Annotated in this window: 21 protein-coding genes; 16 read left to right on the forward strand and 5 right to left on the reverse strand. The window is 73.5% G+C overall.

Annotation, left to right across the window (positions count from 1 at the left end; all coding sequences use genetic code 11):
- Positions 1 to 141 precede the first annotated feature (141 nt).
- Together OHB00_RS31255 and OHB00_RS31260 are read right to left on the reverse strand one after the other, a co-directional pair.
- On the reverse strand, positions 142 to 1,746 hold the full coding sequence (locus OHB00_RS31255) for a DUF5691 domain-containing protein (RefSeq protein WP_406439636.1): 1,605 nt from the start codon (positions 1,744 to 1,746) through the stop codon (positions 142 to 144).
- A gap of 160 nt (positions 1,747 to 1,906) precedes the next feature.
- Positions 1,907 to 3,262 (reverse strand): SWIM zinc finger family protein, encoded by a 1,356-nt coding sequence (locus OHB00_RS31260; RefSeq protein WP_406439638.1) that lies wholly within the window; start codon positions 3,260 to 3,262, stop codon positions 1,907 to 1,909.
- Between the two features lie 132 nt (positions 3,263 to 3,394).
- On the opposite strand from OHB00_RS31260, the gene OHB00_RS31265 reads away from it, so the two are divergent.
- From OHB00_RS31265 to sucD, 7 genes are all read left to right on the forward strand, one after another.
- Positions 3,395 to 4,513 carry an AAA family ATPase gene (locus OHB00_RS31265; protein ID WP_406439640.1) on the forward strand — a complete coding sequence of 373 codons (1,119 nt, stop codon included), beginning with the start codon at positions 3,395 to 3,397 and terminating at the stop codon, positions 4,511 to 4,513.
- Positions 4,510 to 6,921, forward strand: coding sequence for a DUF5682 family protein (locus tag OHB00_RS31270; protein WP_406439642.1), 2,412 nt, complete (start codon positions 4,510 to 4,512; stop codon positions 6,919 to 6,921). The genes OHB00_RS31265 and OHB00_RS31270 overlap by 4 nt, the downstream gene beginning before the upstream one ends.
- The gene (locus tag OHB00_RS31275) at positions 6,918 to 8,111 is read left to right on the forward strand and encodes a VWA domain-containing protein (protein WP_406439643.1); all 1,194 of its coding nucleotides are present in this window, start codon (positions 6,918 to 6,920) and stop codon (positions 8,109 to 8,111) included. Before OHB00_RS31270 ends, OHB00_RS31275 begins: the two co-directional genes overlap by 4 nt.
- A gap of 237 nt (positions 8,112 to 8,348) precedes the next feature.
- A complete protein-coding gene (locus OHB00_RS31280; RefSeq protein ID WP_406439645.1) occupies positions 8,349 to 9,227 on the forward strand; it encodes a hypothetical protein in 879 nt (292 codons plus the stop codon).
- Positions 9,228 to 9,390: 163 nt separating this feature from the next.
- Positions 9,391 to 9,852: a hypothetical protein gene (locus OHB00_RS31285; protein WP_406439647.1), complete on the forward strand. Its 462-nt coding sequence runs from the start codon at positions 9,391 to 9,393 to the stop codon at positions 9,850 to 9,852.
- Between the two features lie 412 nt (positions 9,853 to 10,264).
- Entirely contained in the window at positions 10,265 to 11,443 is a 1,179-nt protein-coding gene (gene sucC, locus OHB00_RS31290) for an ADP-forming succinate--CoA ligase subunit beta (RefSeq protein WP_406439649.1), read from the forward strand.
- 27 nt (positions 11,444 to 11,470) lie between these two features.
- Entirely contained in the window at positions 11,471 to 12,355 is an 885-nt protein-coding gene (sucD, locus tag OHB00_RS31295) for a succinate--CoA ligase subunit alpha (protein WP_406439651.1), read from the forward strand.
- Between the two features lie 258 nt (positions 12,356 to 12,613).
- Here sucD and OHB00_RS31300 read toward each other — a convergent pair whose 3' ends face one another.
- Positions 12,614 to 13,465, reverse strand: a complete 852-nt coding sequence (locus OHB00_RS31300; protein ID WP_406446067.1) for an RNA polymerase sigma factor — start codon at positions 13,463 to 13,465, stop codon at positions 12,614 to 12,616.
- A gap of 57 nt (positions 13,466 to 13,522) precedes the next feature.
- On the opposite strand from OHB00_RS31300, the gene OHB00_RS31305 reads away from it, so the two are divergent.
- Positions 13,523 to 15,226, forward strand: coding sequence for a DUF6350 family protein (locus OHB00_RS31305; protein WP_406439652.1), 1,704 nt, complete (start codon positions 13,523 to 13,525; stop codon positions 15,224 to 15,226).
- Positions 15,227 to 15,250: 24 nt separating this feature from the next.
- Here OHB00_RS31305 and OHB00_RS31310 read toward each other — a convergent pair whose 3' ends face one another.
- Positions 15,251 to 15,994: a hypothetical protein gene (locus OHB00_RS31310; RefSeq protein WP_406439654.1), complete on the reverse strand. Its 744-nt coding sequence runs from the start codon at positions 15,992 to 15,994 to the stop codon at positions 15,251 to 15,253.
- A gap of 378 nt (positions 15,995 to 16,372) precedes the next feature.
- Between OHB00_RS31310 and purN the strand changes: the two genes are divergently transcribed.
- Positions 16,373 to 17,002, forward strand: coding sequence for a phosphoribosylglycinamide formyltransferase (gene purN, locus OHB00_RS31315; protein WP_406439656.1), 630 nt, complete (start codon positions 16,373 to 16,375; stop codon positions 17,000 to 17,002).
- The gene (gene purH, locus OHB00_RS31320; RefSeq protein ID WP_406439657.1) at positions 16,999 to 18,582 is read left to right on the forward strand and encodes a bifunctional phosphoribosylaminoimidazolecarboxamide formyltransferase/IMP cyclohydrolase; all 1,584 of its coding nucleotides are present in this window, start codon (positions 16,999 to 17,001) and stop codon (positions 18,580 to 18,582) included. Before purN ends, purH begins: the two co-directional genes overlap by 4 nt.
- A 78-nt stretch (positions 18,583 to 18,660) precedes the next feature.
- Here the strand turns inward: purH and OHB00_RS31325 are convergent, their stop codons facing one another.
- Positions 18,661 to 19,251 (reverse strand): RDD family protein, encoded by a 591-nt coding sequence (locus tag OHB00_RS31325; RefSeq protein WP_366363766.1) that lies wholly within the window; start codon positions 19,249 to 19,251, stop codon positions 18,661 to 18,663.
- Positions 19,252 to 19,481: 230 nt separating this feature from the next.
- On the opposite strand from OHB00_RS31325, the gene OHB00_RS31330 reads away from it, so the two are divergent.
- From OHB00_RS31330 to OHB00_RS31355, 6 genes are all read left to right on the forward strand, one after another.
- Positions 19,482 to 20,336: a bifunctional methylenetetrahydrofolate dehydrogenase/methenyltetrahydrofolate cyclohydrolase gene (locus OHB00_RS31330; protein WP_406439658.1), complete on the forward strand. Its 855-nt coding sequence runs from the start codon at positions 19,482 to 19,484 to the stop codon at positions 20,334 to 20,336.
- The gene (locus OHB00_RS31335; RefSeq protein WP_406439659.1) at positions 20,302 to 20,796 is read left to right on the forward strand and encodes a DUF3017 domain-containing protein; all 495 of its coding nucleotides are present in this window, start codon (positions 20,302 to 20,304) and stop codon (positions 20,794 to 20,796) included. The genes OHB00_RS31330 and OHB00_RS31335 overlap by 35 nt, the downstream gene beginning before the upstream one ends.
- Positions 20,797 to 20,975: 179 nt before the next feature.
- Positions 20,976 to 22,139, forward strand: coding sequence for a sensor histidine kinase (locus OHB00_RS31340; protein WP_406439661.1), 1,164 nt, complete (start codon positions 20,976 to 20,978; stop codon positions 22,137 to 22,139).
- A complete protein-coding gene (locus tag OHB00_RS31345; RefSeq protein ID WP_406439663.1) occupies positions 22,136 to 22,813 on the forward strand; it encodes a response regulator in 678 nt (225 codons plus the stop codon). Before OHB00_RS31340 ends, OHB00_RS31345 begins: the two co-directional genes overlap by 4 nt.
- A 326-nt stretch (positions 22,814 to 23,139) precedes the next feature.
- On the forward strand, positions 23,140 to 23,610 hold the full coding sequence (locus tag OHB00_RS31350) for a helix-turn-helix domain-containing protein (protein ID WP_406439664.1): 471 nt from the start codon (positions 23,140 to 23,142) through the stop codon (positions 23,608 to 23,610).
- A gap of 330 nt (positions 23,611 to 23,940) precedes the next feature.
- Positions 23,941 to 24,993 (forward strand): DUF2690 domain-containing protein, encoded by a 1,053-nt coding sequence (locus tag OHB00_RS31355; protein WP_406439666.1) that lies wholly within the window; start codon positions 23,941 to 23,943, stop codon positions 24,991 to 24,993.
- Positions 24,994 to 25,139 lie beyond the last annotated feature (146 nt).

The raw sequence follows: 25,139 nt of genomic DNA on the forward strand, positions 1-25,139 counted from the left end.
GTCGGGGGCCGGCGTTCAGGTGCTGCGGGTGGGTGCTCGTCGTTTGCGTGCGGCGTCGTCGTGGCTTGTCGCGCCCACGCGGCGGTAGCCGCACATTCCATACAGCCCCGCGCCCCTGACGGGGCGCCTTGGCGGGGCGCGTCAACCGGGATGCGTCCACGGGGTGGGTTCCAGCTCCGCGAGCATCGCCGCTCGCAGCCTCAGCGTTGTCACCAGGCGCTGGAACGCCTCCGCCCAGTAGCCGCCGGCGCCCGGTGACGCGTCCTCCCGTTCGTCCGGTATCGCGAGGAGCGCGTCCAGGCGGCCGGCTTCCGCGGGATCCAGGCAGCGCTCGGCCAGGCCCATCACCCCGCTGAAGCTCCACGGGTAACTCCCCGCGTCCCGCGCGATGTCGAGGGCGTCCACCACGGACCGGCCGAGCGGCGCGGACCACGGTACGGCGCACACGCCGAGCAGCTGGAACGCCTCCGACAGACCGTGCGCGGCGATGAAGCCGGCCACCCAGCCGGCCCGCTCCCCGCTCTCCAGTGTGCCCAGCAGCTTGGCGCGCTCGGCCAGGGACACCGCGCCCGGACCGCCCGCCTCCGGTGCCGCCGGAACCCCCAGCAGCGCTCTCGCCCACTCGGCGTCCCGCTGCCGTACGGCGGCCCGGCACCAGGCCGCGTGGAGCTCGCCCCGCCAGCCGTCCGCCACCGGCAACGCCACGATCTCCCCGGGCGTACGGCCACCGAGCCGGGCCGGCCACGCGGCGAGCGGGGCCGCCTCCACCAACTGGCCCAGCCACCAGGACCGTTCACCGCGCCCGGCCGGTGGCTTGGCCACGACGCCGTCCCGCTCCATCCCCGGGTCACACTCCGGGGGTGCCTCCACCGCGATCGCCGGCCCGTCCCCGGTGTGGTCGACCGCCACGCAGGCCCCGGCCCGCACCGCCATCCGCCCGGCGAGCGCCGAGCCGGGCAGCGCGGACAGCAGCTCCGCCGCCGTCGTCCGCACGTTACGGCTCCGGTCCGACAAGGCCTGCTCCAGAAACGGCTCGTCCCCGTCGGCCAGCCCCGTGCGCAGCGAGTCGAGGAACATCAGCCGGTCCTCGGCCCGCTCCGTCGCCCAGGTCCCGGCCAGCAGCTCGCGTGCCGCCTCGGGCGCACGGGCCCGTAGTGCGGACAACAGCGCGACCCGCTCGGCGAACAGCCCCTCCTGCCACAACTCCCGTATCGCGTCGGTGTCCTCCGGGCCGGGCAGGCTCGCGCCGCCGCCCGGGGCCGCGCGCAGGGCGAACCGCCAGTCCTGGTTGAGCCGCGCCAGCCACAGGGCGCGCGGTCCGGCGAAGGCCAGCGCGGCGGGCCGCAGGTCGGTACGGCCCCGGGCCGCGTCCAGCAGCGCGGGCAGCGTCTGCGGGGGTGCCGCGAACCCACGCGCGTTGGCCGCCGCGAGCCACTGGGGCAGCAGCTCCATCAGGTCGGGCGAGGTGCCCCGGCGGCCGCCGGACGGGGTGCCGGGACGGTCGGCCAGCAGCATCGCCAGCCTGCGTGCCGCGGCGGCCGGCGGCGCGGGACGCGGATCCTCGGGGGCCGGTGCGGGGCGGCGCGCGGCCGGTGCCGGACGCAACCCGGCCCGTCGCCGTACGGTCGCCACGGCCGCCTCGTCCAGCAGGGCCACCGGAGCCTCGCGGCCGGGTGCGCCGGTCGCGGGCGGACGCCGGTCCGTGCCCAGCAGGGCCGTGGTGACGAGATCCTCCCAAGCGGTCACGGGGTCTCCTTTCCGTGAGTTCTGCGAGTTCCGCGAGTCCTATGGGTGCTGCGAGTTCCGCGAGTTCCGCCAATGCCGCGAGTCACGCGAGTTCCGCGGGTCGTACGAGTCGGTTCGGGTACGGGGCGGTGGTGCCGGGCCGGGGCGGAGGCCGGCCGGGTCAGCACAGCGGCACCGCCTCGCCCGCTCTCTCCGGCCAGGCCGTCAGCGGGGTGAAGCCGCGGTGGCCGCACTCGCCGAAGACCGTGACGGGGGCGCCGCCCGACAGCGCGACCAGCCGCCACAGGCCCGGCCCGGAGCGGGCGGCGGCCGCCAGGGGCAGCGCCGACTCGCCGTCCGCGTCCGCCAGTTGCCAGGAGTCGCCGTCCGGGACGGGCACGACCCGGTCCAGTGTCACCGGTACCGACTCCAGCCACGGGTCGTCGCGCAGCGCCTCCCCGTACCGGGCCGCCGCCTGTGCCGTCGGCACGCCCGGCGGCCGTATCGGCAGGGGTGCCGGTGCGGTGAACCGCTCGCCCAGCGCCGCCCGGTGCCGGCCCGCGCCCGGATAGGCGGACAGCTCCGCCTCCAGGGCGAGCCCGACCGGCAGTGAAAGCTCGGGGGCGCGGCCGGCCGCGCCGTAGGAGAGGACCAGTGCCGTACGGCCCGAGTCGGCGCCGTGCAGCCAGATCCGGCGGGTCGTCAGCTTCGCGTCCGACGTGTCGTACTGGGCGAGGACCAGCCAGCGGTCGCGTACCGGCGGGCCGTCCGCCGGGGCGGGCAGGCCGACACGGGAGCGGACCGTGGCCGCGAGGTCCGCCGGGAGCCGGTCGCGGCGCAGCCAGCCCTGGTCGAGGAGATGCAGCAGCGCGCACTCCTCCAGCAGCCGCACCGGCCAGCCCGGACCCGAGCCCGGTATCGCCCCCAACTCGCGTACCCGCGCCGCGAGTCCGGGGGCCTGCGCGTCGACCATGCGGGCCGCCGTCTCCTCCCACAACCCGTATCCCGCCTGCTCGGCCGCGGCCAGGCCGCCGCGCAGCAGGTCGGACAGGCGCTGCTCCAGCTCCGTCGCGCCCGCCGTGACCCGCTCGGCCCGCTTCTCCGCCCGCCGCCGGGCCGCCTCGGGATCAGCGGCGGCCGCGGAACTCCCACCACCCGCCGGTCGTTTGTCCTCCGCACGCTTGCGTCTGCCCGCGAGCCACTGCTCGGCCCAGTCCGGCGGCTGTGCAACCGTCGGCACCGCGTCGTCGCCGCCCGCCCACAGCAGGAGCAGGCCGAGGGCGTGCTTGCACGGGAACTTCCGGCTCGGACAACTGCACTTGTACGCGGCACCCGCAGGATCCGCGATGTCGACGATCGTCTGGTACGGCTTGCTGCCGCTGCCCTTGCACAGGCCCCATACCGTCCCCTCCTCGCAACTCCCCGCCCCGGACCACGGCCCCGCCGCTCCGAGTCTGCTTCCCGCCTTGCGTGACGCGGTGTCAGGCGCCAGGGCCAGCACCTGGTCCGCACTCCAGCGCACCCCCTGCTGAGTCATGCCATCGAAGGTAGATCCCGGCACTGACAATCGCCCCGGCGAGAGTGTTTGTGCAGGTCAGAGCGATTGTCAGTGGCGTGGTGCACGGTGGACACCAGATCCGAACCGGCCGAGCTGGAGGGGGCCTCAGCCATGACTGTGTCCGTGGAACCGACCGATCCGACGACCATCGAGAGTGCGCTGCGACCGCACGCCGAGCATGCCTTCGCCGCCGAACTCGCGGCGCTGGCCGCGCAGGACGACCGGCCGCGCCCGGCCCGCTGGAAGCTGTCGCCGTGGGCGGTGGCCACCTACCTGCTCGGCGGCACACTGCCGGACGGCACGGTGATCACGCCGAAGTACATCGGCCCGCGCCGCATCGTCGAGGTCGCCGTCACCACCCTCGCCACCGACCGCGCCCTGCTCCTGCTCGGCGTGCCCGGCACCGCCAAGACCTGGGTCTCCGAGCATCTGGCGGCCGCCGTCAGCGGCGACTCGACCCTGCTCGTGCAGGGCACGGCCGGCACCCCGGAGGAGGCGATCCGCTACGGCTGGAACTACGCGCAGCTGCTGGCCCACGGCCCGAGCCGGGACGCCCTGGTGCCGAGCCCGGTCATGCGCGCGATGGCGGAGGGGATGACGGCGAGAGTCGAGGAGCTCACCCGGATCCCGGCCGACGTGCAGGACACGCTGATCACGATCCTGTCGGAGAAGACCCTGCCGATCCCCGAGCTGGGCCAGGAGGTGCAGGCGGTCCGCGGCTTCAACCTGATCGCCACCGCCAACGACCGCGACCGGGGCGTCAACGAGCTCTCCAGCGCCCTGCGCCGCCGCTTCAACACGGTGGTCCTGCCACTGCCGGAGAGCCCGGACGCCGAGGTCGACATCGTGGCGCGCCGCGTCGACCAGCTCGGCCGCTCCCTGGACCTGCCGGCCGTGCCGGACGGCATCGAGGAGATCCGCCGTGTCGTCACCGTCTTCCGCGAGCTGCGCGACGGTGTCACCGCCGACGGCCGCACCAAGCTCAAGTCGCCGAGCGGCACGCTCTCCACGGCCGAGGCGATCTCCGTCGTCACGGGCGGCCTCGCCCTGGCGGCCCACTTCGGGGACGGCGTGCTGCGGGCCGGCGACGTCGCGGCCGGCATCCTCGGGGCGGTCGTCCGTGACCCGGCCGCCGACCGGGTCATCTGGCAGGAGTACCTGGAGACGGTCGTGCGCGAGCGGGACGGCTGGAAGGACTTCTACCGGGCCTGCCGCGAGGTGAGCGCATGAGCGACGACACCGAGTGGCGGCGGTCGCCCGGCCCGGGGCCGCTGCTGCTGGGGGTACGGCACCACGGACCCGGCTCCGCGCGGGCGGTGCGGGCCGCGCTGGAGGCCGCCCGGCCACGGGTGGTGCTGATCGAGGGGCCGCCCGAGGCCGACACGCTGATCCCGCTGGCCGCGGACCCGGAGATGCGGCCGCCGGTCGCGCTCCTCGCCCATGCCGTGGACGAGCCCGGCCGCTCGGCGTTCTGGCCGCTGGCCGACTTCAGCCCCGAGTGGGTGGCGGTCCGCTGGGCCCTGGAGCACGAGGTCCCGGCCCGCTTCATCGACCTGCCGGCCACACACACGCTGGCCTGGGAGAAAACGGAGGAGAAAGAGGAGGAGGAAGCGGAGGAGAAAGAGGAGGAGGAAGCGGCCACGGCCCCCGGCACCACGGCTGACGAATCCGCCGCCGGGCAGCGGATGCGCGTCGACCCTCTCGCCGCCCTCGCCGAGGCCGCCGGGCACGACGATCCCGAGCGCTGGTGGGAGGACGTGGTCGAGCACCGGGGCGGGGCCGGGGAGCGAGACGTGTTCGCGCCGTTCGCCGCGGTGGCGGAGGCGATGGCGGCACTGCGGGAGACGTACGGGAGCGGCGGCCGCGACCGGGATCCCGTGCGGGAGGCGCACATGCGGCTCCGGCTGCGGGCCGCGCAGCGGGAGTTCGGGGAGCAGGTCGCGGTGGTGTGCGGGGCGTGGCACGTGCCGGCGCTGCGCGCGAAGACCACCGTCGCCGCCGACCGGGAACTGCTGAAAGGGCTGCCCAAGGTCAGGACGGACATGACCTGGGTGCCGTGGACGAACCGCCGGCTGGCCCGGGCGAGCGGATACGGCGCCGGCATCGACTCGCCGGGCTGGTACGGGCATCTGTTCCGTGCCCCGGACCGGCCGGTGGAGCGGTGGCTCACCAAGGTGGCCGGACTGCTGCGCGAGGAGGACCGGATCGTCTCCTCGGCCCATGTCATCGAGGCGGTACGGCTGGCCGAGACGCTGGCCGTGATGCGCGGCCGCCCACTGCCCGGTCTCGGCGAGACGACCGACGCGGTGCGGGCGGTGCTGTGCGAGGGCTCGGACGTTCCGCTGGCGCTGGTGCACGACCGGCTGGTGGTCGGAGACGTGCTGGGGGAGGTGCCGGAGGCGGCGCCCGCGGTGCCGTTGCAGCGGGACCTGGCCCGGGAGCAGCGCCGGCTCAGGCTCAGGCCGGAGGCGCTGGAGCGGGAGCTGGAGCTCGACCTGCGCAAGGAGACCGACGCCGGGCGCAGCCGGCTGCTGCACCGGTTGCGGCTGCTCGGCGTCGGCTGGGGCGAGCCGGGGCGGGCGCGGGGGAGCACGGGCACGTTCCGGGAGACGTGGCGGCTGTGCTGGGAGCCGGAGCTGTCGGTGCGGGTGGCCGAGGCCGGGGTGTGGGGGACGACCGTCGAGGGCGCGGCGACGGCCAGGGCCGAGGCCGACGCGGTGCACGCGAGCGCCCTCGCCGAGGTCACCGGACTCGCCGAGCACTGCCTGCTCGCCGGACTGCCGGACGCGCTGCCGGTGGTGATGCGGGCACTCGCCGACCGGGCCGCGCTGGACACGGACGTCGGCCATCTCGCCCAGGCTCTGCCGGCCCTGGTCCGCTCCCTGCGCTACGGCGACGTCCGGGGCACCGACACCCGGGCGCTCGCAGAGGTCGCCGCGGGCCTCGCCGAGCGGGTCTTCGTCGGACTCCCGCCGGCCTGCACCGCCCTCGACGCGGACGCCGCGGAGGAGATGCGCGGCCATGTGGACGCGGTGCACACGGCGGTGGGGCTGCTGGGTGGGACGGCGACGGAGGGCGACCCCGCTCACCGTGACCTCCGTCATCGCTGGCGGGCCGTGCTGCGCACGCTGGCCGGGCGGGACAGCGTGCCCGGGGTGCTGCGGGGGCGGGCCGTGCGGATCCTGCTGGACGAGGGAGAGCTGGGGCCCCAGGAGGCGGCCCGGCTGATGGGGCTGGTGCTCTCGCCGGGAACCCCACCGGCGGACGCGGCCGCCTGGATCGAGGGGTTCGTCGGCGGGAGCGGCGGGGGCGGGATGCTGCTGGTGCACGACGAACGGCTGCTCGGCCTGGTCGACGCCTGGCTGACCGGGGTACCGGCGGAGGCGTTCACGGACGTGCTGCCGTTGCTGCGGCGGACGTTCTCGGTGTACGAGCCGGGGGTGCGCCGGACGATCGGCGAACTCGTGCGCCGTGGCCCGGGGGAGCGGCCCCAGGGGGCCGGACAGGCCGACGGGACACCGGGTTTCGGCACCGAGGCGGACACCGAGCGCGGCGACGCCGTACTGCCCGTACTGCGCCTGCTGCTCGGCCTCGATGAGAGGGAACCGGACAACGACCTTGTGGGGGCGGGAAGATGACCACGACGGCCACGGACGCGACGGACACCGGTGCCGGCAGCGGCGAGCCCGCGCTGGAGCGGCTGCGGCGGTGGCGGCTGGTGCTGGGGGGCGACGGCGCCGACGGCACCGGGTGCGCGCTGTCGGGGCGGGACGCGGCGATGGACGGCACGCTGGCCGCGCTGTACGGGAAGGGGGACAGACCCCAGTCGGGGCGGGAGCGTTCGGCGGGGCTCGGGGCGTCGGCGCCGTCGGTGGCACGCTGGCTCGGCGACATCCGGACGTACTTCCCGTCCTCCGTCGTCCAGGTCATGCAGCGGGACGCCATCGACCGGCTCGGGCTCGCCTCGCTGCTGCTCGAACCGGAGATGCTGGAGGCGGTGGAGGCGGACGTGCACCTGGTCGGCACCCTGCTCTCCCTCAACAAGGCGATGCCGGAGACGACGAAGGAGACGGCACGGGCGGTCGTCCGCAAGGTCGTGGAGGACCTGGAGAAGCGGCTGGCCACCCGCACCCGGGCCACCCTCACCGGCGCCCTCGACCGCAGCGCCCGCGTCAGCCGGCCGCGCCACCACGACATCGACTGGAACCGCACCATCGCGGCCAACCTCAAGCACTACCTGCCCGAGTACCGGACGATCGTGCCGGAGCGGCTCGTCGGCTACGGGCGGGCGTCGCAGTCGGTGAAGAAGGAGGTGGTGCTCTGCATCGACCAGTCCGGTTCGATGGCCGCGTCGGTGGTGTACGCCTCGGTGTTCGGTGCGGTGCTGGCGTCCATGCGGTCGATCGACACCCGGCTCGTCGTCTTCGACACCGCGGTGGTCGACCTCACCGACCAGCTCGACGACCCGGTGGACGTCCTGTTCGGCACCCAGCTCGGCGGCGGTACGGACATCAACCGGGCGCTGGCGTACTGCCAGTCGCAGATCACCCGGCCTGCGGAGACCGTCGTCGTCCTCATCAGCGACCTGTACGAGGGCGGGATACGCAACGAGATGCTGAAGCGGGTCGCGGCGATGAAGGCGGCGGGAGTGCAGTTCGTGGCGCTGCTCGCGTTGTCGGACGAGGGGGCGCCGGCGTACGACCGGGAGCACGCGGCGGCGCTCGCCGCGCTGGGCGCACCGGCGTTCGCGTGCACACCGGACCTCTTCCCCGAGGTGATGGCGGCGGCGATCGAGAAGCGGCCGATCCCGGTGCCGGACACCGTGTGACGACCGCGGCCGGAGGGCGACTTGTCGACTCGGCGATGTCCGGCACGGCCGTCAAAAGGGACATGACTACCCATCGGTAACGGGGGGCTTGCGCACCCTCGGGAGTGCCGTGCAAGGATCGAAGTCTCCACTGGTCTTTCACCGGCCTTCACGCCGTTGAGCCACCTCTGCTCTGTTCCGCCGCACGGGAGGATCCTCCCCGTCTTGACCTCGCCAGCAGTTCTGTCCGGTGCGGCCGTGCGCGTCTTGCGTACGGCGCCGCGACGGCGTGCGCTGCAACTGGCGCTGCTGGTCGGCGGACTGCTCGCGCTCGGCTTCCTCTGCGGGCCGCGGGCGCAGGCGGCCGAGGGGGTGCCCGCGACCGGGTCGTTGACATCGGTCGTGGCCCAGAAGGTGCCGCTGCGGGACGTGGTGACGCCCCACCGGGTGCCGGGGGTGGCGCGAAAGCCCGTCACCGCGGCCGTGCCGGCGGCGCATGTCGTGGACAGCGTCCACAGCGTCGTCCGGTCCGTGACCGACACGGTGACCGGCACACTGAGCGACACGGTGACCGCGACCGCGACCGTGACCTCTCCCGTCACCACGGCCCTGACCGAGACGCTCACCGAGACGGTACGGCAGGTGACGGAACTGCCCGCCGTGCCGGTGGTGCAGGTGCCGGAGCTTCCCGTCGTCTCCGAGCCGCCGGTCGAGTCGGCACCGGCCCCGGTGACGCCGGCGCCCAGCCCCGCCCAGCCGCGGACGCCGGTCACGCACGACGCCGGTCACGAGAAGCCCCGTACGCAAGCACGAGCGGAAGCGGTGGCGGCCACCGCCGTGTCGTACGGGCCGCGGATCACCGTCGTACCCTTCACGCCCGGCAAGGCGACGCACAGCGACGGCCGCCGTGCCGCCGCCCGTGCCGTGGACGCTCCCGCCCACCCCGCGCCCAGCGGAGACCCGGACGGCGCGCTGGGCAAGCCGGCCGTCGACGGCGGCCCCTTCCGGCACGGTGACGCGCATGCCGTGACCTTCGCCGACCGGGCGCCGCTCAGGCTCGTGCCCGGTGCCGCCGCGCGCCTCGACGCGGCCGGGACCCGGGACAGGTACCGGGACATCCCCCTCTTCCCCGGCTAGGACCGGCGACCACCTTCCCCGCCACAGACCTGCCGCGCGGGGGCGGAACAGGTCCGCCCGCATGTCCCCAGCCGCGCTTCCGGCACCCCCCCCGGAAGCCTCCCGGTTCCGCGTCCGCGTCCGTGTCCCGCACGCGCCGGAGCCTCGAAGGACTGACGTACGCATGAAGAAGAACATCCGCCGATCCGTTTTCACGCCCGCCGCCGCGCCGGAGGCCGTCACCGGCCGGACGGGCCGCATCGCCACCAGGATCAGGGCCGCCGAGGCCATCAGGGGCGCCCAGGCGGCCCGGGCCGCAAAGGCGAGGGAGAGCGGCAGGGCCGGGGAGGAGGCGGCGAGCCACGGCGCCCACGGCGCTCCCGCGGCCCCCGTCGCGTGGACCGCGCACGCCGTCCCCCGCGCGGTCGACGAGGTCACCGCGAGCGCCACCACCACCGCGACCACCACGACCACCGCCACGGGCAGCACCTTCCCGGTCGTCCCCCGGGACGACGTCGACCACCTCTTCGGCCCCCTCGCCTCCTTCGCGCCGACGGTCGCGCAGGGTGCCGGGCCGGTCGCCGACGGTGCCGTGGGTATGGAGTGCGCCGGCGGTCCTGAGGACGCCAGGGCCTGCTCCGTCTGACTCCGGGGGGTGGCGCCCGGACGGCCGAACGCCGTCGGTCCGGCCGGACTGCCACTCCCCGGTACGGGCCGGCCGGTCCCCCATGGGACGGGGACCGGCCGCCCACCCCGAGAGGGGCCTGAGGCCTCACCGGGCCAACCCCAGCCCGGTGAGGCCTCGCACTTCGCCCGCAAGGCGGCACGCCGTGCCACGAAAACCCTGGACAACCGGCATCATGTGACAGGTATCACCGCTCAGGTGTGACTCCCGATTTAGAGACCCCCAGCGAGCGGCGATAATCTGCGAGACGGACATGCCGCGCGCTCGGACACCGTGTGCGCCCCCCTTGTGACACATGCGGACGTCACGTTGCCCTTCGCGGCACGCCCACGCATCCAACGAACCGCGAGATCACTGATAGGGACGGAAGCGCGTGGACCTGTTCGAGTACCAGGCGAGGGACCTCTTCGCCAAGCACGATGTACCGGTGCTGGCCGGTGAAGTCATCGACACGCCTGAGGCGGCGCGCGAGATCACCGAGCGGCTGGGCGGCAAGTCCGTCGTCAAGGCGCAGGTGAAGGTCGGTGGTCGCGGCAAGGCCGGTGGCGTCAAGCTGGCCGCCTCCGCGGACGAGGCCGTCGCCCGTGCGACGGACATCCTCGGCATGGACATCAAGGGCCACACGGTCCACAAGGTGATGATCGCCGAGACCGCCCCGGAGATCGTCGAGGAGTACTACGTCTCCTTCCTCCTCGACCGTGCCAACCGCACCTTCCTCTCCATCGCCTCCGTCGAGGGCGGCATGGAGATCGAGGAGGTGGCGGCCACCCGCCCCGAGGCCGTCGCCCAGACGCCGATCGACGCGATCGACGGTGTGGACCTGGCCAAGGCCAAGGAGATCGTCGCCGCGGCGAAGTTCCCGGCCGAGGTCGCGGACCAGGTCGCGAACGTCCTCGTCACGCTGTGGGACACCTTCATCAAGGAGGACGCCCTCCTCGTCGAGGTCAACCCGCTCGCGAAGGTCGCCTCCGGTGACGTCATCGCCCTGGACGGCAAGGTGTCGCTCGACGACAACGCCGAGTTCCGTCACGACTGGGACGAGCTGCACGACAAGGCCGCGGCCAACCCCCTTGAGGCCGCCGCCAAGGAGAAGAACCTCAACTACGTCAAGCTCGACGGTGAGGTCGGCATCATCGGCAACGGCGCCGGTCTCGTCATGAGCACCCTGGACGTCGTCGCGTACGCCGGTGAGAACCACGGTGGCGTGAAGCCGGCCAACTTCCTGGACATCGGCGGTGGCGCCTCCGCCCAGGTCATGGCGAACGGCCTGGAGATCATCCTGGGCGACCCGGACGTCAAGTCCGTGTTCGTGAACGTCTTCGGTGGCATCACCGCCTGCGACGAGGTCGCCAACGGCATCGTGCAGGCCCTGAAGCTCCTGGAGGACCGTGGCGAGGACGTCTCCAAGCCGCTCGTCGTCCGCCTCGACGGCAACAACGCCGAGCTGGGCCGCAAGATCCTCACCGACGCCAACCACCCGCTGGTGCAGCGCGTCGACACCATGGACGGCGCGGCCGACAAGGCCGCCGAGCTGGCCCACGCCGCAAAGTAAGCACTCAGGACGAGGACACAACACACCATGGCTATCTGGCTCAACAAGGACAGCAAGGTCATCGTCCAGGGCATGACCGGCGCCACTGGCATGAAGCACACCAAGCTCATGCTGGGTGACGGCACCAACGTCGTGGGCGGCGTGAACCCGCGCAAGGCCGGTCAGAAGGTCGACTTCGACGGCACCGAGGTACCGGTCTTCGGCACCGTCAAGGAGGCCGTCGAGGCCACCGGCGCCAACGTCTCCGTCATCTTCGTGCCGGAGAAGTTCACCAAGGACGCGGTCGTCGAGGCCATCGACGCCGAGATCCCGCTGGCCGTCGTGATCACCGAGGGCATCGCCGTGCACGACTCGGCGTCGTTCTGGGCGTACGCCGGCAAGAAGGGCAACAAGACCCGGATCATCGGCCCGAACTGCCCCGGCATCATCACCGTCGGTCAGTCCAACGTCGGCATCATCCCGGGCGACATCACCAAGCCGGGCCGTATCGGCCTGGTCTCGAAGTCCGGCACGCTGACGTACCAGATGATGTACGAGCTGCGTGACATCGGCTTCTCGACCGCCGTCGGCATCGGTGGCGACCCGATCATCGGCACCACGCACATCGACGCGCTCGCCGCGTTCGAGGCCGACCCCGACACCGACCTGATCGTCATGATCGGTGAGATCGGCGGCGACGCCGAGGAGCGGGCCGCGGACTTCATCGCGAAGAACGTGACCAAGCCGGTCGTCGGTTACGTCGCGGGCTTCACCGCGCCCGAGGGCAAGACCATGGGCCACGCCGGCGCCATCGTCTCCGGTTCGTCGGGCACCGCCCAGGCGAAGAAGGAGGCCCTGGAGGCCGCGGGCGTCAAGGTCGGCAAGACCCCGACGGAGACGGCGAAGCTGGCGCGCGAGATCCTCGCCGGCTGAGCGTCGTTCTCGACGCCGGTCGACTGAACGCCGGTAGGCCCGTTCCCCGGGGTGGGGGCGGGCCTCCCGGCGTTTGCGCCGGCTACGCTGAACGAGCGCCGCCCGCGCCCACTCGTGCCGCCCCAGCGGCACGACTGCCCGCGGCTGGAAAGAAGCGGCGAGCGAAGCGCCCCGTCAGGGGCGCGGGGAACTGCGCGATCAGCCCCCACCGTCCCGCACCCGACGGCCTGCCTCGTCACCGGTTCCGATCCCGACGGTTTACCTCGCCACCGGCACCAGCCTCTCCGGCCCGTTCTCGGCCGCCCCGCGAAGTTTCGTCTGCAACGCCCGCTCCCCCGCCGACAACGGCCCCATCCCCACCTCCGCCGGTACCCCGCTGATCGCCTGGGCCGGGCCGATCGGTGCCTCGTAGTGCGTCGGCGCCGTCCGCAGCGTGAGCGTCGTCGCCGCGATGATCGTCGCCGTGAAGGCGAGCGCGGACCGGGTCCAGAAACGGGTCCGCCGTTCGGCGTACGTCCGCACGGTGGGCGGCTGGGCCGCCCGCAGCCGCTCCGTCGAGGCCAGTTCGGCGAGCCGCCGGTGCAGCGCGGCGGGGTCGGCGAGTTCCGGCACCCGGTCGGCGACCAGCCGCCGCGCGCGGGTCAGCCGGCCGGCCGCCGCCGGCGTGCTCGCCTCCGTCTCCGCCGCGGTCTCCGGCAGGTCGAGGCCGATGCCGTCGTACAGCAGGAGCGTGCGCCGGTAGGTGGGCGGCAGTTTCAGCAGCGCGTCCAGCAGGGCGCGGTCGGCCGCGTCGGTCGACGGGGGTTCGGGGTGGCGGTGGCGCAGCCGGAAGCGGTGCCAGGGGGAGAGCGCGCACTCGTGCGCCACCGCCCGCACCCAGCCGGCCGGGTCCCGGTCCCGGGCCACCTGCGGCCAGTTCTGCCAGGCGAGTTGGAAGGCCCGTTCGACCGCCTCCTGCGCCAGCTCCCGGCTGCCGCTGAGCAGGTAGGCCTGCCGTACCAGGGCCGGGGCGCAGAACGCGTAGAGCGCGTCGAAGGCCTGAGCGGGCGTCAGGGCAGGGCTCTGTGTCATCGGGCGCACCTCCCTTCGAAAAAGCACATAAACATATATTGGGCGACACTTCGGCTGTTCGTCGGTTACGACGAGAAAGCGCGTGTCGTTGGGAACATGACGGTCGTGATTCGGATGACCGCCCGCCGACCGTCGTCGCCGTCCCGCCGACCGTCGCTGATGTCCCGCCGATCGTCGTTGTCGCGGCTGCTCAGCCGGGTGCGCGACCGTTCCCCGGGGCTGGCCGCGAGCCTGGCGGCCGGTGCGCTCGCGGCCGGGCTCGGCCTGGGCTCCTTCGCCGTACTGACGATCGCGCTGTGGGTCAGCTCGCCGTACCCCGACAGCGGTCCGGGCGGCGCCATGCACATCGCGGCGGCGCTGTGGCTGCTCGCCCACGGCGTCGGACTGGTCCGCACCGACACGCTGTCCGGGGTTCCGGCACCAATCGGGGTGACGCCGTTGCTGCTGCTCGTGGTGCCGGCGCTGCTGGTGTACCGGGGCGCCCGGGACGCGGTGGACGCGCCGGACGACGCCGACGCCGAGGCACCGCCGCCGGTCCGCGCCCGCACCGCCTGGACCGGCGTCGTCGCCGGCTACCTCGGCGTCGGCGGCTGCGCCGCGCTGTACGCGTCCGGCGGCGAACTGCGGCCCCAGTGGCCGTCGGCGGCGGTGTGTCTGCCCCTGCTCGCGGCGTGCGCGGCGGGCGCGGGCGTGTGGACGGCGTACGGCCGTCCGCGCGAACCACTGCTGAACCTGGTGGCGCTGCTGCCGGGCTCGGTACGGCGGCCGCTCGGACGCGACACCCGGGGGCGGTGGGGTACGGCCCTGCGCGCGTCCCTGGCCGGGACGGCCGTGTTCTTCGGGGGCGGCACGCTGCTGCTCGCGGTGTCGCTGGTGGGCCACGGCGACGCGGCGCGGGCGTCGTTCCTGCAGCTGACGGAGGGCTGGTCGGGCCGGTGCGCGGTCCTGTTCCTCTGTCTCTCGCTGATCCCGAACGCGGCGGTGTGGTCGGCGTCGTACGCCGTGGGCCCCGGCTTCGCGCTCGGCGCCGGGCATCTCGTGAACCCTCTGGCCTCGGATCCGGCACCGCTGCTCCCGCCCTTCCCGCTGCTGGCGGCCGTGCCGCAGCACGGCCCCGGAACGCCGGCGCACTGGCTGGCCGGGGTGGTGCCGGTGGCCGCCGGGGTGACGGTGGCGTGGTTCGTGGCGGCGCGGGCGGCCCGGCGGGACTGGCCGGCCGGGCGCACGGCCGGGGTGGCGGCACTGGCGGCGCTGCTGTGCGCCCTGCTGCTCGCGACGCTGGCCGGGCTGGCCGGCGGCCCGCTGGGCGTCGCCGCGCTCACCCGCTTCGGCCCGGTCTGGTGGCAGACGGGCATGGCGACCGGCGCCTGGCTCCTCGCGGTGGGCGTGCCGGGGGCCGTCGGGCTGCGGGCATGGCGAAAGGAGGGCGCCGCCTCGCTCGCCGCATGGCTCGGGTTCGCCACAAGCAAGCCGGGGGAGTCCCAGGCGGCGGAGAAGGAGAGAGGGAAGGAGCAGGGAAGCCATACGCCGTCGGCCTCGGCCTCGGCCTCGGACTCGCCGTCGGTCTCGGCCTCGGTTGCGGATTCCGCCTGGGCGCCCCCCTCCGCCCCGGCCTCGATCATCGTGGCCGGGCTGCTCCCCGATCCCGCCGACGGCGACACCTCCGAGCGCTACGAGGCGCTGCCGGCCGAGCCGCACGAGGCGCTGCCCGGCTCCTGGGAGGACGAGGCGGCGCACCAGGCCCGCTGGACCGCGTTGCGGAAGCTGTCCGAGCCGGCCGAGGACACCGACGGCCCCTGAACCTCCCGGCGCGGCCCCCTTCCGTCAGCTGTTGCCGCTCCCCAGGACCCCCCGCAGCTCCTGCGGCAGCAGGTGGTCGCAGGACTGCTTGGCCTCGCTGGTGAGGGCGTCCGTGACGCAGGTGTAGTAGTCGCGGTAGACCATCTGGGCCGTGAAGTTGGCCGCCACCAGCGCCAGCGCCAGGGCCGCCGTGACCAGGCCGCTGACCGCCGCCGTCGTCTGGGGACGGCCGGTGGTCGCCTCCTCGGGGGTGCGGGGCTTGGCGCGGAGCGCGCTGACGCCCCAGTAGAGGGCCAGGGCGCCGAGCAGCAGCGCCACGTACGGCCAGCTGAAGAGCGCGAAGAGGAAGGCCCACATGCCGCACAGCAGGGCGTACCGGGCCCGCCGCTGGGCCGGGTCGGTGGGGTCGAAGCGCATGCCGGGGCCGCCGGGGCCGTTCTGGCCGCCGCCAGGGCCGCCGCCAGGGCCGCCGTCGGGGCGGTCGCCGAAGCCGCCGGACTGCCGGCCGGGCTGGCGGTCGCTCCACTGACTGCCCCAGGGCGCCCGCTGATCGTCGTCACCGGCCGGGCGGCGCGGCCGCCAGGGCGTGTCCGGCGTGCCCTCCGGCGGCGGGGCGAAGGGGTTGTCGTCCTGCTGGTCGCCCTTCGGCCGGTCCGAGGGCGCGTCCGGCGGCGAGGCCGGCCGCTCCCGCAACAGCACGGCGGGACGCGTCCCCTCCTGTACCGACTGCGGGGGGAGCACGTGAAGTCCCAGGCTGCGGTCCGGCATCAAATGAGCGTCTTCCCCTAGATCGAGATGAACAGAACAGAGCTGATGGAGCGGCTGGACACGGATACGGGCGGGTACGGGCGGATGCGGCCGGACACGGCGGACCGGCTGCGGCTGATCGGCACGGCGGCCGAGACGGCCGCCTACCTCGTGAACGCACCGTGTCCCGGACGCGTTCCCGTCTCGGTACCTCCCAGACGCTACCTTCCGGCCACGCCCCCGTCCCGTGGGGGCCGCCCGGTGTGCCGGTATCGTTGCTGACGGTCGGCCGCTTCGTAGACTTCCCCGTATCCCGGGGCGTGAAGCACTCGTACGAATGTACAAAGCGGATGCGAGTCCGGCCGCCGTACCGACGCTCCCCCGAGAAAGGGCCCCACCGTGGCCGCCAAGCCCGTGGCCAAGCGCCTCGTCGTGCTGGTCTCCGGATCCGGCACCAACCTCCAGGCGCTCCTCGACGCGATCGCGGAGAACGGCGCCGAGGCCTACGGCGCCGAGGTCGTCGCCGTGGGTGCCGACCGTGCCGGCATCGAGGGGCTCGCGCGTGCCGAGCGGGCCGGGATCCCGACCTTCGTGACCAGGGTGAAGGACTTCGGGACCCGGGAGGAGTGGGACCGCGCGCTGGCCGGTGCCGTGGCCGCGCACGAGCCCGACCTCGTGGTCTCCGCCGGGTTCATGAAGATCGTCGGGAAGGAGTTCCTGGCGCGGTTCGGCGGGCGCACCGTCAACACGCACCCCGCCCTGCTGCCCAGTTTCCCCGGGGCCCACGGCGTACGGGACGCGCTCGCGTACGGCGCCAGGGTCACCGGCTGCACCGTCCACTTCGTCGACGACGGCGTCGACACCGGACCGATCATCGCTCAGGGCGTGGTGGAGATCCGGGACGAGGACGACGAGAGCGCTCTCCATGAGCGCATCAAGGAAGTCGAGCGAAGGCTGCTCGTCGAGGTCGTGGGGCGGATCGCCCGCAACGGCTATCGCATTGAGGGACGAAAGGTAGTTATCCAGTGACCGCCGAGAGCACTGTCACGGCCGAGAGCGGCAAGCGGGCCATCCGTCGCGCGCTCGTCAGCGTCTACGACAAGACCGGGCTCGAAGAGCTCGCCCGCGGGCTGCACGACGCCGGTGTCGCGCTCGTCTCCACCGGCTCCACCGCCTCCCGTATCGCCGCCGCCGGCGTCCCCGTCACCAAGGTCGAGGAGCTCACCGGCTTCCCGGAGTGCCTGGACGGCCGGGTCAAGACCCTGCACCCCAGGGTGCACGCCGGCATCCTCGCCGACCTGCGCCTGGAGGACCACCGGCGCCAGCTCGAAGAGCTGGGTGTCGAGCCGTTCGACCTCGTGGTCGTCAACCTCTACCCGTTCCGGGAGACCGTCGCCTCCGGTGCCTCGCCCGACGAGTGCGTGGAGCAGATCGACATCGGCGGTCCGTCGATGGTGCGCGCCGCCGCCAAGAACCACCCCTCGGTCGCCGTCGTCACCAGCCCCGCCCGCTACGCCGACGTCCTCGCCGCGGTCGCCGGCGGCGGTTTCGACCTGGCCACCCGCAAGCGGCTCGCCGCGGAGGCCTTCCAGCACACGGCGTCGTACGACGTGGCGGTCGCGAGCTGGTTCGCCTCCGAGTACGCGCCCGTCGACGAGTCGCGGTTCCCCGACTTCCTCGGCGCCACCTGGGAGCGCGAGAACACCCTGCGCTACGGCGAGAACCCGCACCAGCCCGCCGCCCTGTACGTCGACGCGAGCGGTGGCGGCCTCGCCAAGGCCGAGCAGCTGCACGGCAAGGAGATGTCGTACAACAACTACACGGACACGGACGCCGCGCGCCGTGCCGCGTACGACCACGACGAGCCGTGCGTCGCGATCATCAAGCACGCCAACCCCTGTGGCATCGCCGTCGGTTCGGACGTCGCGGAGGCGCACCGCAAGGCCCACGCCTGCGACCCGCTGTCCGCGTTCGGCGGGGTCATCGCGGTCAACCGGCCGGTGAGCCGGGAGATGGCCGAGCAGGTCGCCGAGATCTTCACCGAGGTCATCGTCGCGCCCGACTACGAGGACGGCGCGCTCGAAGCCCTCGCCAGGAAGAAGAACATCCGCGTCCTGAAGGCGCCGGGTGCCCCCGCAAGCCCCGTCGAGGTCAAGCCCGTCGACGGCGGAGTGCTGCTCCAGGTCACCGACCGCCTCCAGGCCGACGGCGACGACCCGGCCAACTGGACCCTCGCGACCGGCGAGGCGCTCAGCCCGCGGGAGCTGGCCGAGCTCGCCTTCGCCTGGAAGGCCTGCCGGGCCGTGAAGTCCAACGCCATCCTGCTCGCCAAGGACGGCGCCTCGGTCGGCGTCGGCATGGGGCAGGTCAACCGCGTCGACTCCGCGAAGCTCGCCGTCGAGCGGGCCGGTGAGGAGCGGGCGCGCGGCTCGTACGCCGCCTCCGACGCCTTCTTCCCCTTCCCCGACGGCCTGGAGATCCTCACCGCGGCCGGCGTCAAGGCCGTGGCGCAGCCGGGCGGTTCGGTCCGTGACGAACTCGTCGTCGAGGCCGCGAAGAAGGCGGGCGTGACGATGTACTTCACCGGGACGCGGCACTTCTTCCACTGAGCCGCCGCACGAGAAGCGCAAACACCAGGGCCGTGCCCCCCTGCGCGGGGACACGGCCCTTGGGGTACCGGCGAGCGCTCAGTTGCTGCGGATCACGATCGTGCCGCAGACCTTGTCGGCGAACGTCTGGCGCTTGGAGTCCCAGGCTGGCCACAGCCAGCCCAGGTAGCAGGCGAGGCTGTCCAGAATGTGCGCGATACGGCGGACGAAGGCCATGCCGACGCCGATCGGCTGACCGGTGGCCTCCTTGACCAGGCGGATGCCCAGCGCCTTCTTGCCGATGGTCTGGCCGGTGCGGCCCTCCATGATCAGCTGCCAGATCGCGATGCCGAGGATCGCGAGCCCGCCGATGATGCCCAGCACCGCGGCCTTGCTGCTGAAGAGCACCAGGATGTACGGCACCAGGAAGACCAGGCCATCGACGATCGTGCCGCCGAAGCGCTGACCCCAGTTCGCGTACGGCGGCGTGGCGCCGTAACCCTGCTGCGGGTAGCCGTAACCGCCCTGCTGCGGGTAGCCGGGCTGCTGGGGGTATCCGTAGCCCTGCTGCGGCGGCACGCCCTGCGGGGCCTGCTGGTAGCCGGGCTGCTGCGGGTAGCCGTAGCCGGGCTGACCCTGCTGCGGGTCCTGCGGCTGACCGTAGGGGTTGTTGGGCGCGCCGAAACTCATGACGGGGTTCCTCCGTTTGACCTGCGGGGACGACGCGGACAAGGACGGAGGTACGTCATGAACTGAGCGGTTTTGCCCCCCACCGGACCGCGATACTGCGCCGCTCATCGTTGAGTACGTGCGGGTTGTTGTCCAGTCCGATTAGCGATGTGTTGTGCAAGTGCAACATCATTGATCATGACCGCACACCCGACTGGAACCGGGAGACCGGCATCCGCGAGGATGGAGCCATGACCGCCCAGATTCTCGATGGCAAGGCCACCGCAGCCGCGATCAAGTCCGATCTGACCGCCCGCGTGGCGGCCCTGAGGGAGAAGGGCGTCACGCCCGGCCTCGGCACGATCCTCGTCGGGGACGACCCCGGCAGCCAGAAGTACGTCGCCGGCAAGCACCGCGACTGCGCGCAGGTGGGCATCGCCTCCATCCAGCGTGAACTCCCGGCCACCGCGACCCAGGAGGAGATCGAGGCGGTCGTCCGCGAGCTCAACGACGACCCCGCCTGCACCGGCTACATCGTCCAGCTGCCGCTGCCCAAGGGCATCGACGAGAACCGCATCCTGGAACTGATGGACCCGCACAAGGACGCGGACGGCCTGCACCCCATGAACCTCGGCCGGCTGGTGCTCGGCGAGCCCGCACCGCTGCCCTGCACCCCCAACGGCGTGCTCACCCTGCTGCGCCGGTACGGCGTCGAGATCAAGGGCGCCGAGGTCGTGGTCGTGGGCCGGGGCGTGACCATCGGCCGCCCGATGCCGCTGCTGCTCACCCGCCGCAGCGAGAACGCCACGGTGACCCAGTGCCACACCGGCACCCGGGACCTCGCGTCGCATCTGAAGCGCGCCGACATCATCATCGCCGCCGCCGGCTCCCCGCACCTGATCCGCCCCGAGGACGTCAAGCCGGGCGCCGCCGTCCTCGACGTCGGTGTCTCCCGCAACGCCGACGGGAAGATCGTCGGCGATGTGCACCCCGGAGTCGCCGAGGTCGCCGGGTGGCTCTCCCCGAACCCCGGCGGTGTCGGGCCGATGACCAGGGCGCAGCTGCTCGTCAATGTGGTCGAGGCGGCGGAGCGCAGTGCCGGCTGAGCAGGCGCACGACGACGAGCCGACCGTCCGCGACGCGATCAGCGCCCCGGACGCGCAGGGGCGGCCCCGGCGGGCCACGCGCCGCTTCCCGCTGTTCACGCGGGACACCGCGCGGCCCGAGGGCGGCGGCCGGGCCGCCTCGGGGGATCTGCCGGCGCCCGCCCGGCAGTGGCCGATGCTTGTCGTTCTGGCGACCGTCGGGGTGGGGCTGCTGCTGACCTCGCTGGACCAGTTCCGGGTGGGCGCGCTGCTGATCGGGGCGGCGCTGCTGGCCGGTGCCGTGATGCGGTGGATACTGCCGAGCGTGGGGATGCTGGCGGTCCGGTCGCGGTTCACGGACATCGCGACGTACGGGGTGCTGGGGCTGGCGATCGTGCTGCTGGCGCTGATGGCGCAGCCGAAGCCGTGGCTGGTGATCCCCTATCTGAAGGACACGCTGCACTTCACGATGAGGAGCTAGCCCTCCGCGTGAGAAGCGGCCCGCACCTCCCCCGGTGGGTGCGGGCCTCCTCCCCCCGGGTTCGAAGGTAGGGATCCGACTCCGTCCGCGAATCCCACCCCCGGTTGAATCTCCTACAACTTCCGCGGTACGTCGGGCGATTGACTCGCCCCCGTCGGCCCCCGCGTTACGCTGCGCCGATGCGACCGCGGAACCCGCCCCCACTCGCCGTCGACACGCTCATCGCGTGCATGACGGTCGTGATGGCCGTGTTTCTCGGGCGGGAGTCGCCCACCCAGGGCTGGCCGCAGCTCGACGCGCGGGCGTACGCGCTGATCGGGCTCGCGCAACTGCCCGTCGCCCTGCGCGGACGGTGGCCGGTCGCGGTCTTCGCCGTCATGCAGACCGCCTCGGTCGTCTACGTCAGCCTCGGCTTCTGGCCCGTGGTGTGCACCTTCGGCTCCATGCTGGCGCTCTACACGGTCGCGTCGGTACGGCCGGTCCGGGTCGCCGTCGGCTGCGCTCTCTGCATGACGGGCATGTGGCTGTACGCGGGGATCGTCACCGCCGACTCCTCGATGCCGTCCGTCGTCGCCCAGGCGGTGCTGTACTCCTCGGTGCTGGTCTGGTTCGGGCATCTCGCGCAGCGGTCGGCCGCGCTCACCCGGCATCTGCGGGCCGAGCAGGCCGAGCGGGCGCGGCGGGCGGTCGTCGAGGAACGTGGGCGGATCGCACGGGAGTTGCACGACGTCGTCGCCCATCACATGTCGGTGATCTCCGTGCAGGCGGGGCTCGCCCGGTTCGTCTTCGAGTCCGACCCCGGAAAGGCGCGCGGAGCCCTCGGCACCATCGCCGACACCAGCGGGGAGGCCCTGGACGAGCTGCGGCGCATGCTGCACGTACTCAGGGACGAGGACCCACGGGCCGCCGAGCGCGCTCCCATGCCCACGCTGGAGCGGCTGGCCGAACTCGTCGAGAGGGTGCGGGCGGGCGGACTGCCCGTCGACTTCGTGGTCGAGGGCGCGCCCCGGCCGCTGCCGCCCGGCGTCGAGCTGTGCGCCTACCGCGTGGTCCAGGAGGCGCTCACCAACGTCCTCAAGCACGCCGGCCGTGCCCACGCGCGCGTGCTGCTCCGGTATGCGCCCAGCGAGCTGACCGTCTCCGTCCTCGACGACGGGGAGGGGGTGAATCCGGACAGAATGCGAACAGGTGCCGGACATGGCTTGATCGGTATGCGTGAGCGGGCCAAGCTCTACGGCGGGACGATCAGTGTCGGCCCACGCTCCGAGGGCGGCTTCGCGGTCGAGCTGACCCTGCCGACCTCGGCCGCACTCGCACGGCGGGGGGACGACCGTACCGGATGACCAGAGTGCTCGTGGTCGACGACCAGTTCCTCATCCGCGCCGGCCTGGTGGGCCTGCTGGAGGCCGCCCCCGGGTTCGAGGTGGCCGGCGAGGCGGGGGACGGCGCGGAGGCGGTGCGGCTGGCCGCCGAGACCCGGCCCGATGTCGTCCTCATGGACATCCGGATGCCGGGGGTCAACGGCATCGAGGCCACCGAGCGCATCCTCGCCCAGGCGGCCGGACCCGCGCCCCGCATCCTCGTGCTCACCACCTTCGACCTCGACGAGTACGTGTACGGCGCGCTGCGCGCGGGCGCCTCCGGGTTCCTCCTCAAGGACTCCGGCCCTGAGCGGCTGCTGGCCGCCGTCACCGCGGTGGACGGCGGGGACGCCCTGTTCGCGCCGAGCGTCACCCGGCGCCTGGTCGAGGCCTTCGCCCGCCGGCACGGTCCCGGTCCCGACGCCGTACCGCCGCCCGACCTCGCCGTGCTGACCTCCCGCGAGATCGAGGTCCTCAAGCTCACCGCGCGCGGGCTGTCCAACCTGGAGATCGCCGACCGCCTCTACATCAGCGAGGCGACCGTGAAGACCCACCTCAACCGCACCATGACCAAGCTCGACCTGGGCAGCCGGGCGCAGGCGGTGGTGGTGGCCTACGAGACGGGCCTGGTGACACCGGGCGGCCCGGCGAACTGACCGGCGCCCCTCCGACGCGACTCGCCCCACGCGACTCGCCCCACGCGACTCGCCCCACGCGACCCGTCCGCCGGGAGCCGTCCCCGGGATCTGTCCGAAAGGCGGCCCGTCCCCTCCCCCGAGCAGGACGGACCGCCGTCCGGAATCAGCCTTCCCACCGGGCGGCGGCTGTTCAACGGCTGTCCGTCGGCTGTGGCAGAGAGGTGACAGTTCCGCTACGGGCCGCCCGTACTGCCACAGCCTGCGGGAACCGTCCGGCGGCCCCCGTCGTCACCCGCTCTGAACTGGTAACGAACTGGCGACGAGGCATGCCGTGGAGGTGCGTGATGGGCGGCTGGCAGCCGCTGCCGGAGGGACTCCCGCCCGAGGTACGGCACTTCGTGGAGCAGTTGCGGCTCCTCAAGGACGACACCGGCCTCAGCCTGGTCTCGCTGGGAGCCAGCACCGCGTACAGCAAGTCCTCCTGGCAGCGCTATCTCAACGGCGTGCAGCCACCGCCCCGCCAGGCCGTCGTCGCGCTGTGCCGGGTCGCGGGCCTGGCCGGCGCCGACGCCGAACGGCACGCCGTGCGCTGGGAACTCGCCGTCGAGGCCTGGCCGCGCCCGGCGACCGCGCCGGACCGCCCGCCGGGCGCGGAAGAGGTGGAGGGGTACGAGGACGATCCGACGCTCCCGTGGTGGGACCGGCCGGAGCAGGACCAGGCGCCCCGCCCGCACGGCCGTCTCCTGCTGTCCGCGGTCCTGCTGCTGCTCGCGCTGCTCCTGGTGGCGGTCGTCGGCGCCGTGACTCTCGGGTGAGTCGTGCCCCCTGTGATCTGCGAGGTCACGGCTGGATGACCGGTGTGTCGATGTGTTGACAAGTTCACGGATATCTCCCGAAGCCGACTCACAGCAGGGCTAACGTGTCCAACTGGGACGAGCCGGAGGCCCGTTGGACCGCACGGCGGCCGGCGTGCGACGGTGCTGCTGGGCGAGCCGGTGCTCCTGTGCGCCCCCTGACCGGGGACTGTCTTCCGGGGCTGCCGCATTCCGGTGGGTAGCCAGAACGGGGACCGCCGCGGGGCACCGCGCGTACGGGAGACGCGGCGGGACCGGGGGAAGAGGACCGGGGAAAGAGGGGGGAAAGCAATGCCTCGTTGGAAAGCTCTGCCGGATGAACTCGATCCGCAGGTCAAGGAGTTCGCGACCCAGCTGCGGCGGCTCGTGGACCGCGGCGGGCTGAGTGTCGCGGCGCTGTCCGACCGCACCGGCTACGCCAGGACGTCCTGGGAGCGCTACCTCAACGGCCGTCTGCTGGCGCCCAAGGGCGCGGTGGTCGCGCTCGCCGAGGTCACCGGCACCGATCCCGTCCACCTCACGACCATGTGGGAGCTGGCCGAACGGGCCTGGAGCCGTTCGGAGATGCGCCACGACATGACCATGGAGGCGATCCGGATCTCCCAGGCGCGGGCCGCGCTGGGGGAGTTCGGTGCGCCGCCGGCCACCTCCGCGCCCGCGGCCGCGACCGCCGGTGGCGGCAAGGCGCCGCGCCGGGCGGCCGGTTCCGTGGCGATGCCGGGGATCGCCGGGCCGGCGGGGGTCTCGCCCACCATCCCGCCCCAGCCGACGGCCCCCGACGCGAACCGCCGCGAGGGCACCGGCTCCCGCGGCCCGGCCGTGCCCCCGCCGCCGGCCGCGCCGGGCGGCGGCAGGCGGCGGCTGACGATGTTCCTCGCCGGGGTCGTCGGCGTGGTCGTGGTCATCGCCGCGGTCCTCTTCCTCACCGGGGGCGACGGCGGCGGGAAGAAGAACCAGGGCGGCGGCGCCTCGGCCACCCCGTCCACCGGCACCAGCGGCCACCTCCCGGCCGGGGTGAGGTGCGCGGGCGCCGGCTGCACCGGCAAGGACGCGGAGGCCATGGGGTGCAGCGGCGACCTCGTGACCACCGCCAAGACCGTCACGGTCGGCGCGACCACCCTGGAGGTCCGCTACAGCAGGACCTGCGGCGCCGCGTGGGGCCGGATCACCGGCGCCGCTCAGGGCGACTCGGTCCGGGTCACGGCCGGCACCACCACGGAGCGCGGCTCCATCACGGCGACCGGCGACTCGATCGCCTACACGCCGATGGTGGCGGTGCGGGACGCGGCGGCGGCGAAGGCCTGCGCCACGCTGGCGTCGGGGCAGCAAGGGTGCACGGCGTGACAGACGTCTGAACATCGGCCTGTCCGGCGCGTGAGGACGAGGCCGAAGGCCGACAGCGGAAGTCCGGGGGGAGAAACCGGCGGCAGACAGGAATGCCGGCCTCCTTCCTGGGCACGCGAGACGTATCCCCCACGGGAGTCCGGAAA

Source organism: Streptomyces sp. NBC_00631 (assembly GCF_045206895.1).
In the GTDB taxonomy this organism is placed as follows: domain Bacteria; phylum Actinomycetota; class Actinomycetes; order Streptomycetales; family Streptomycetaceae; genus Streptomyces.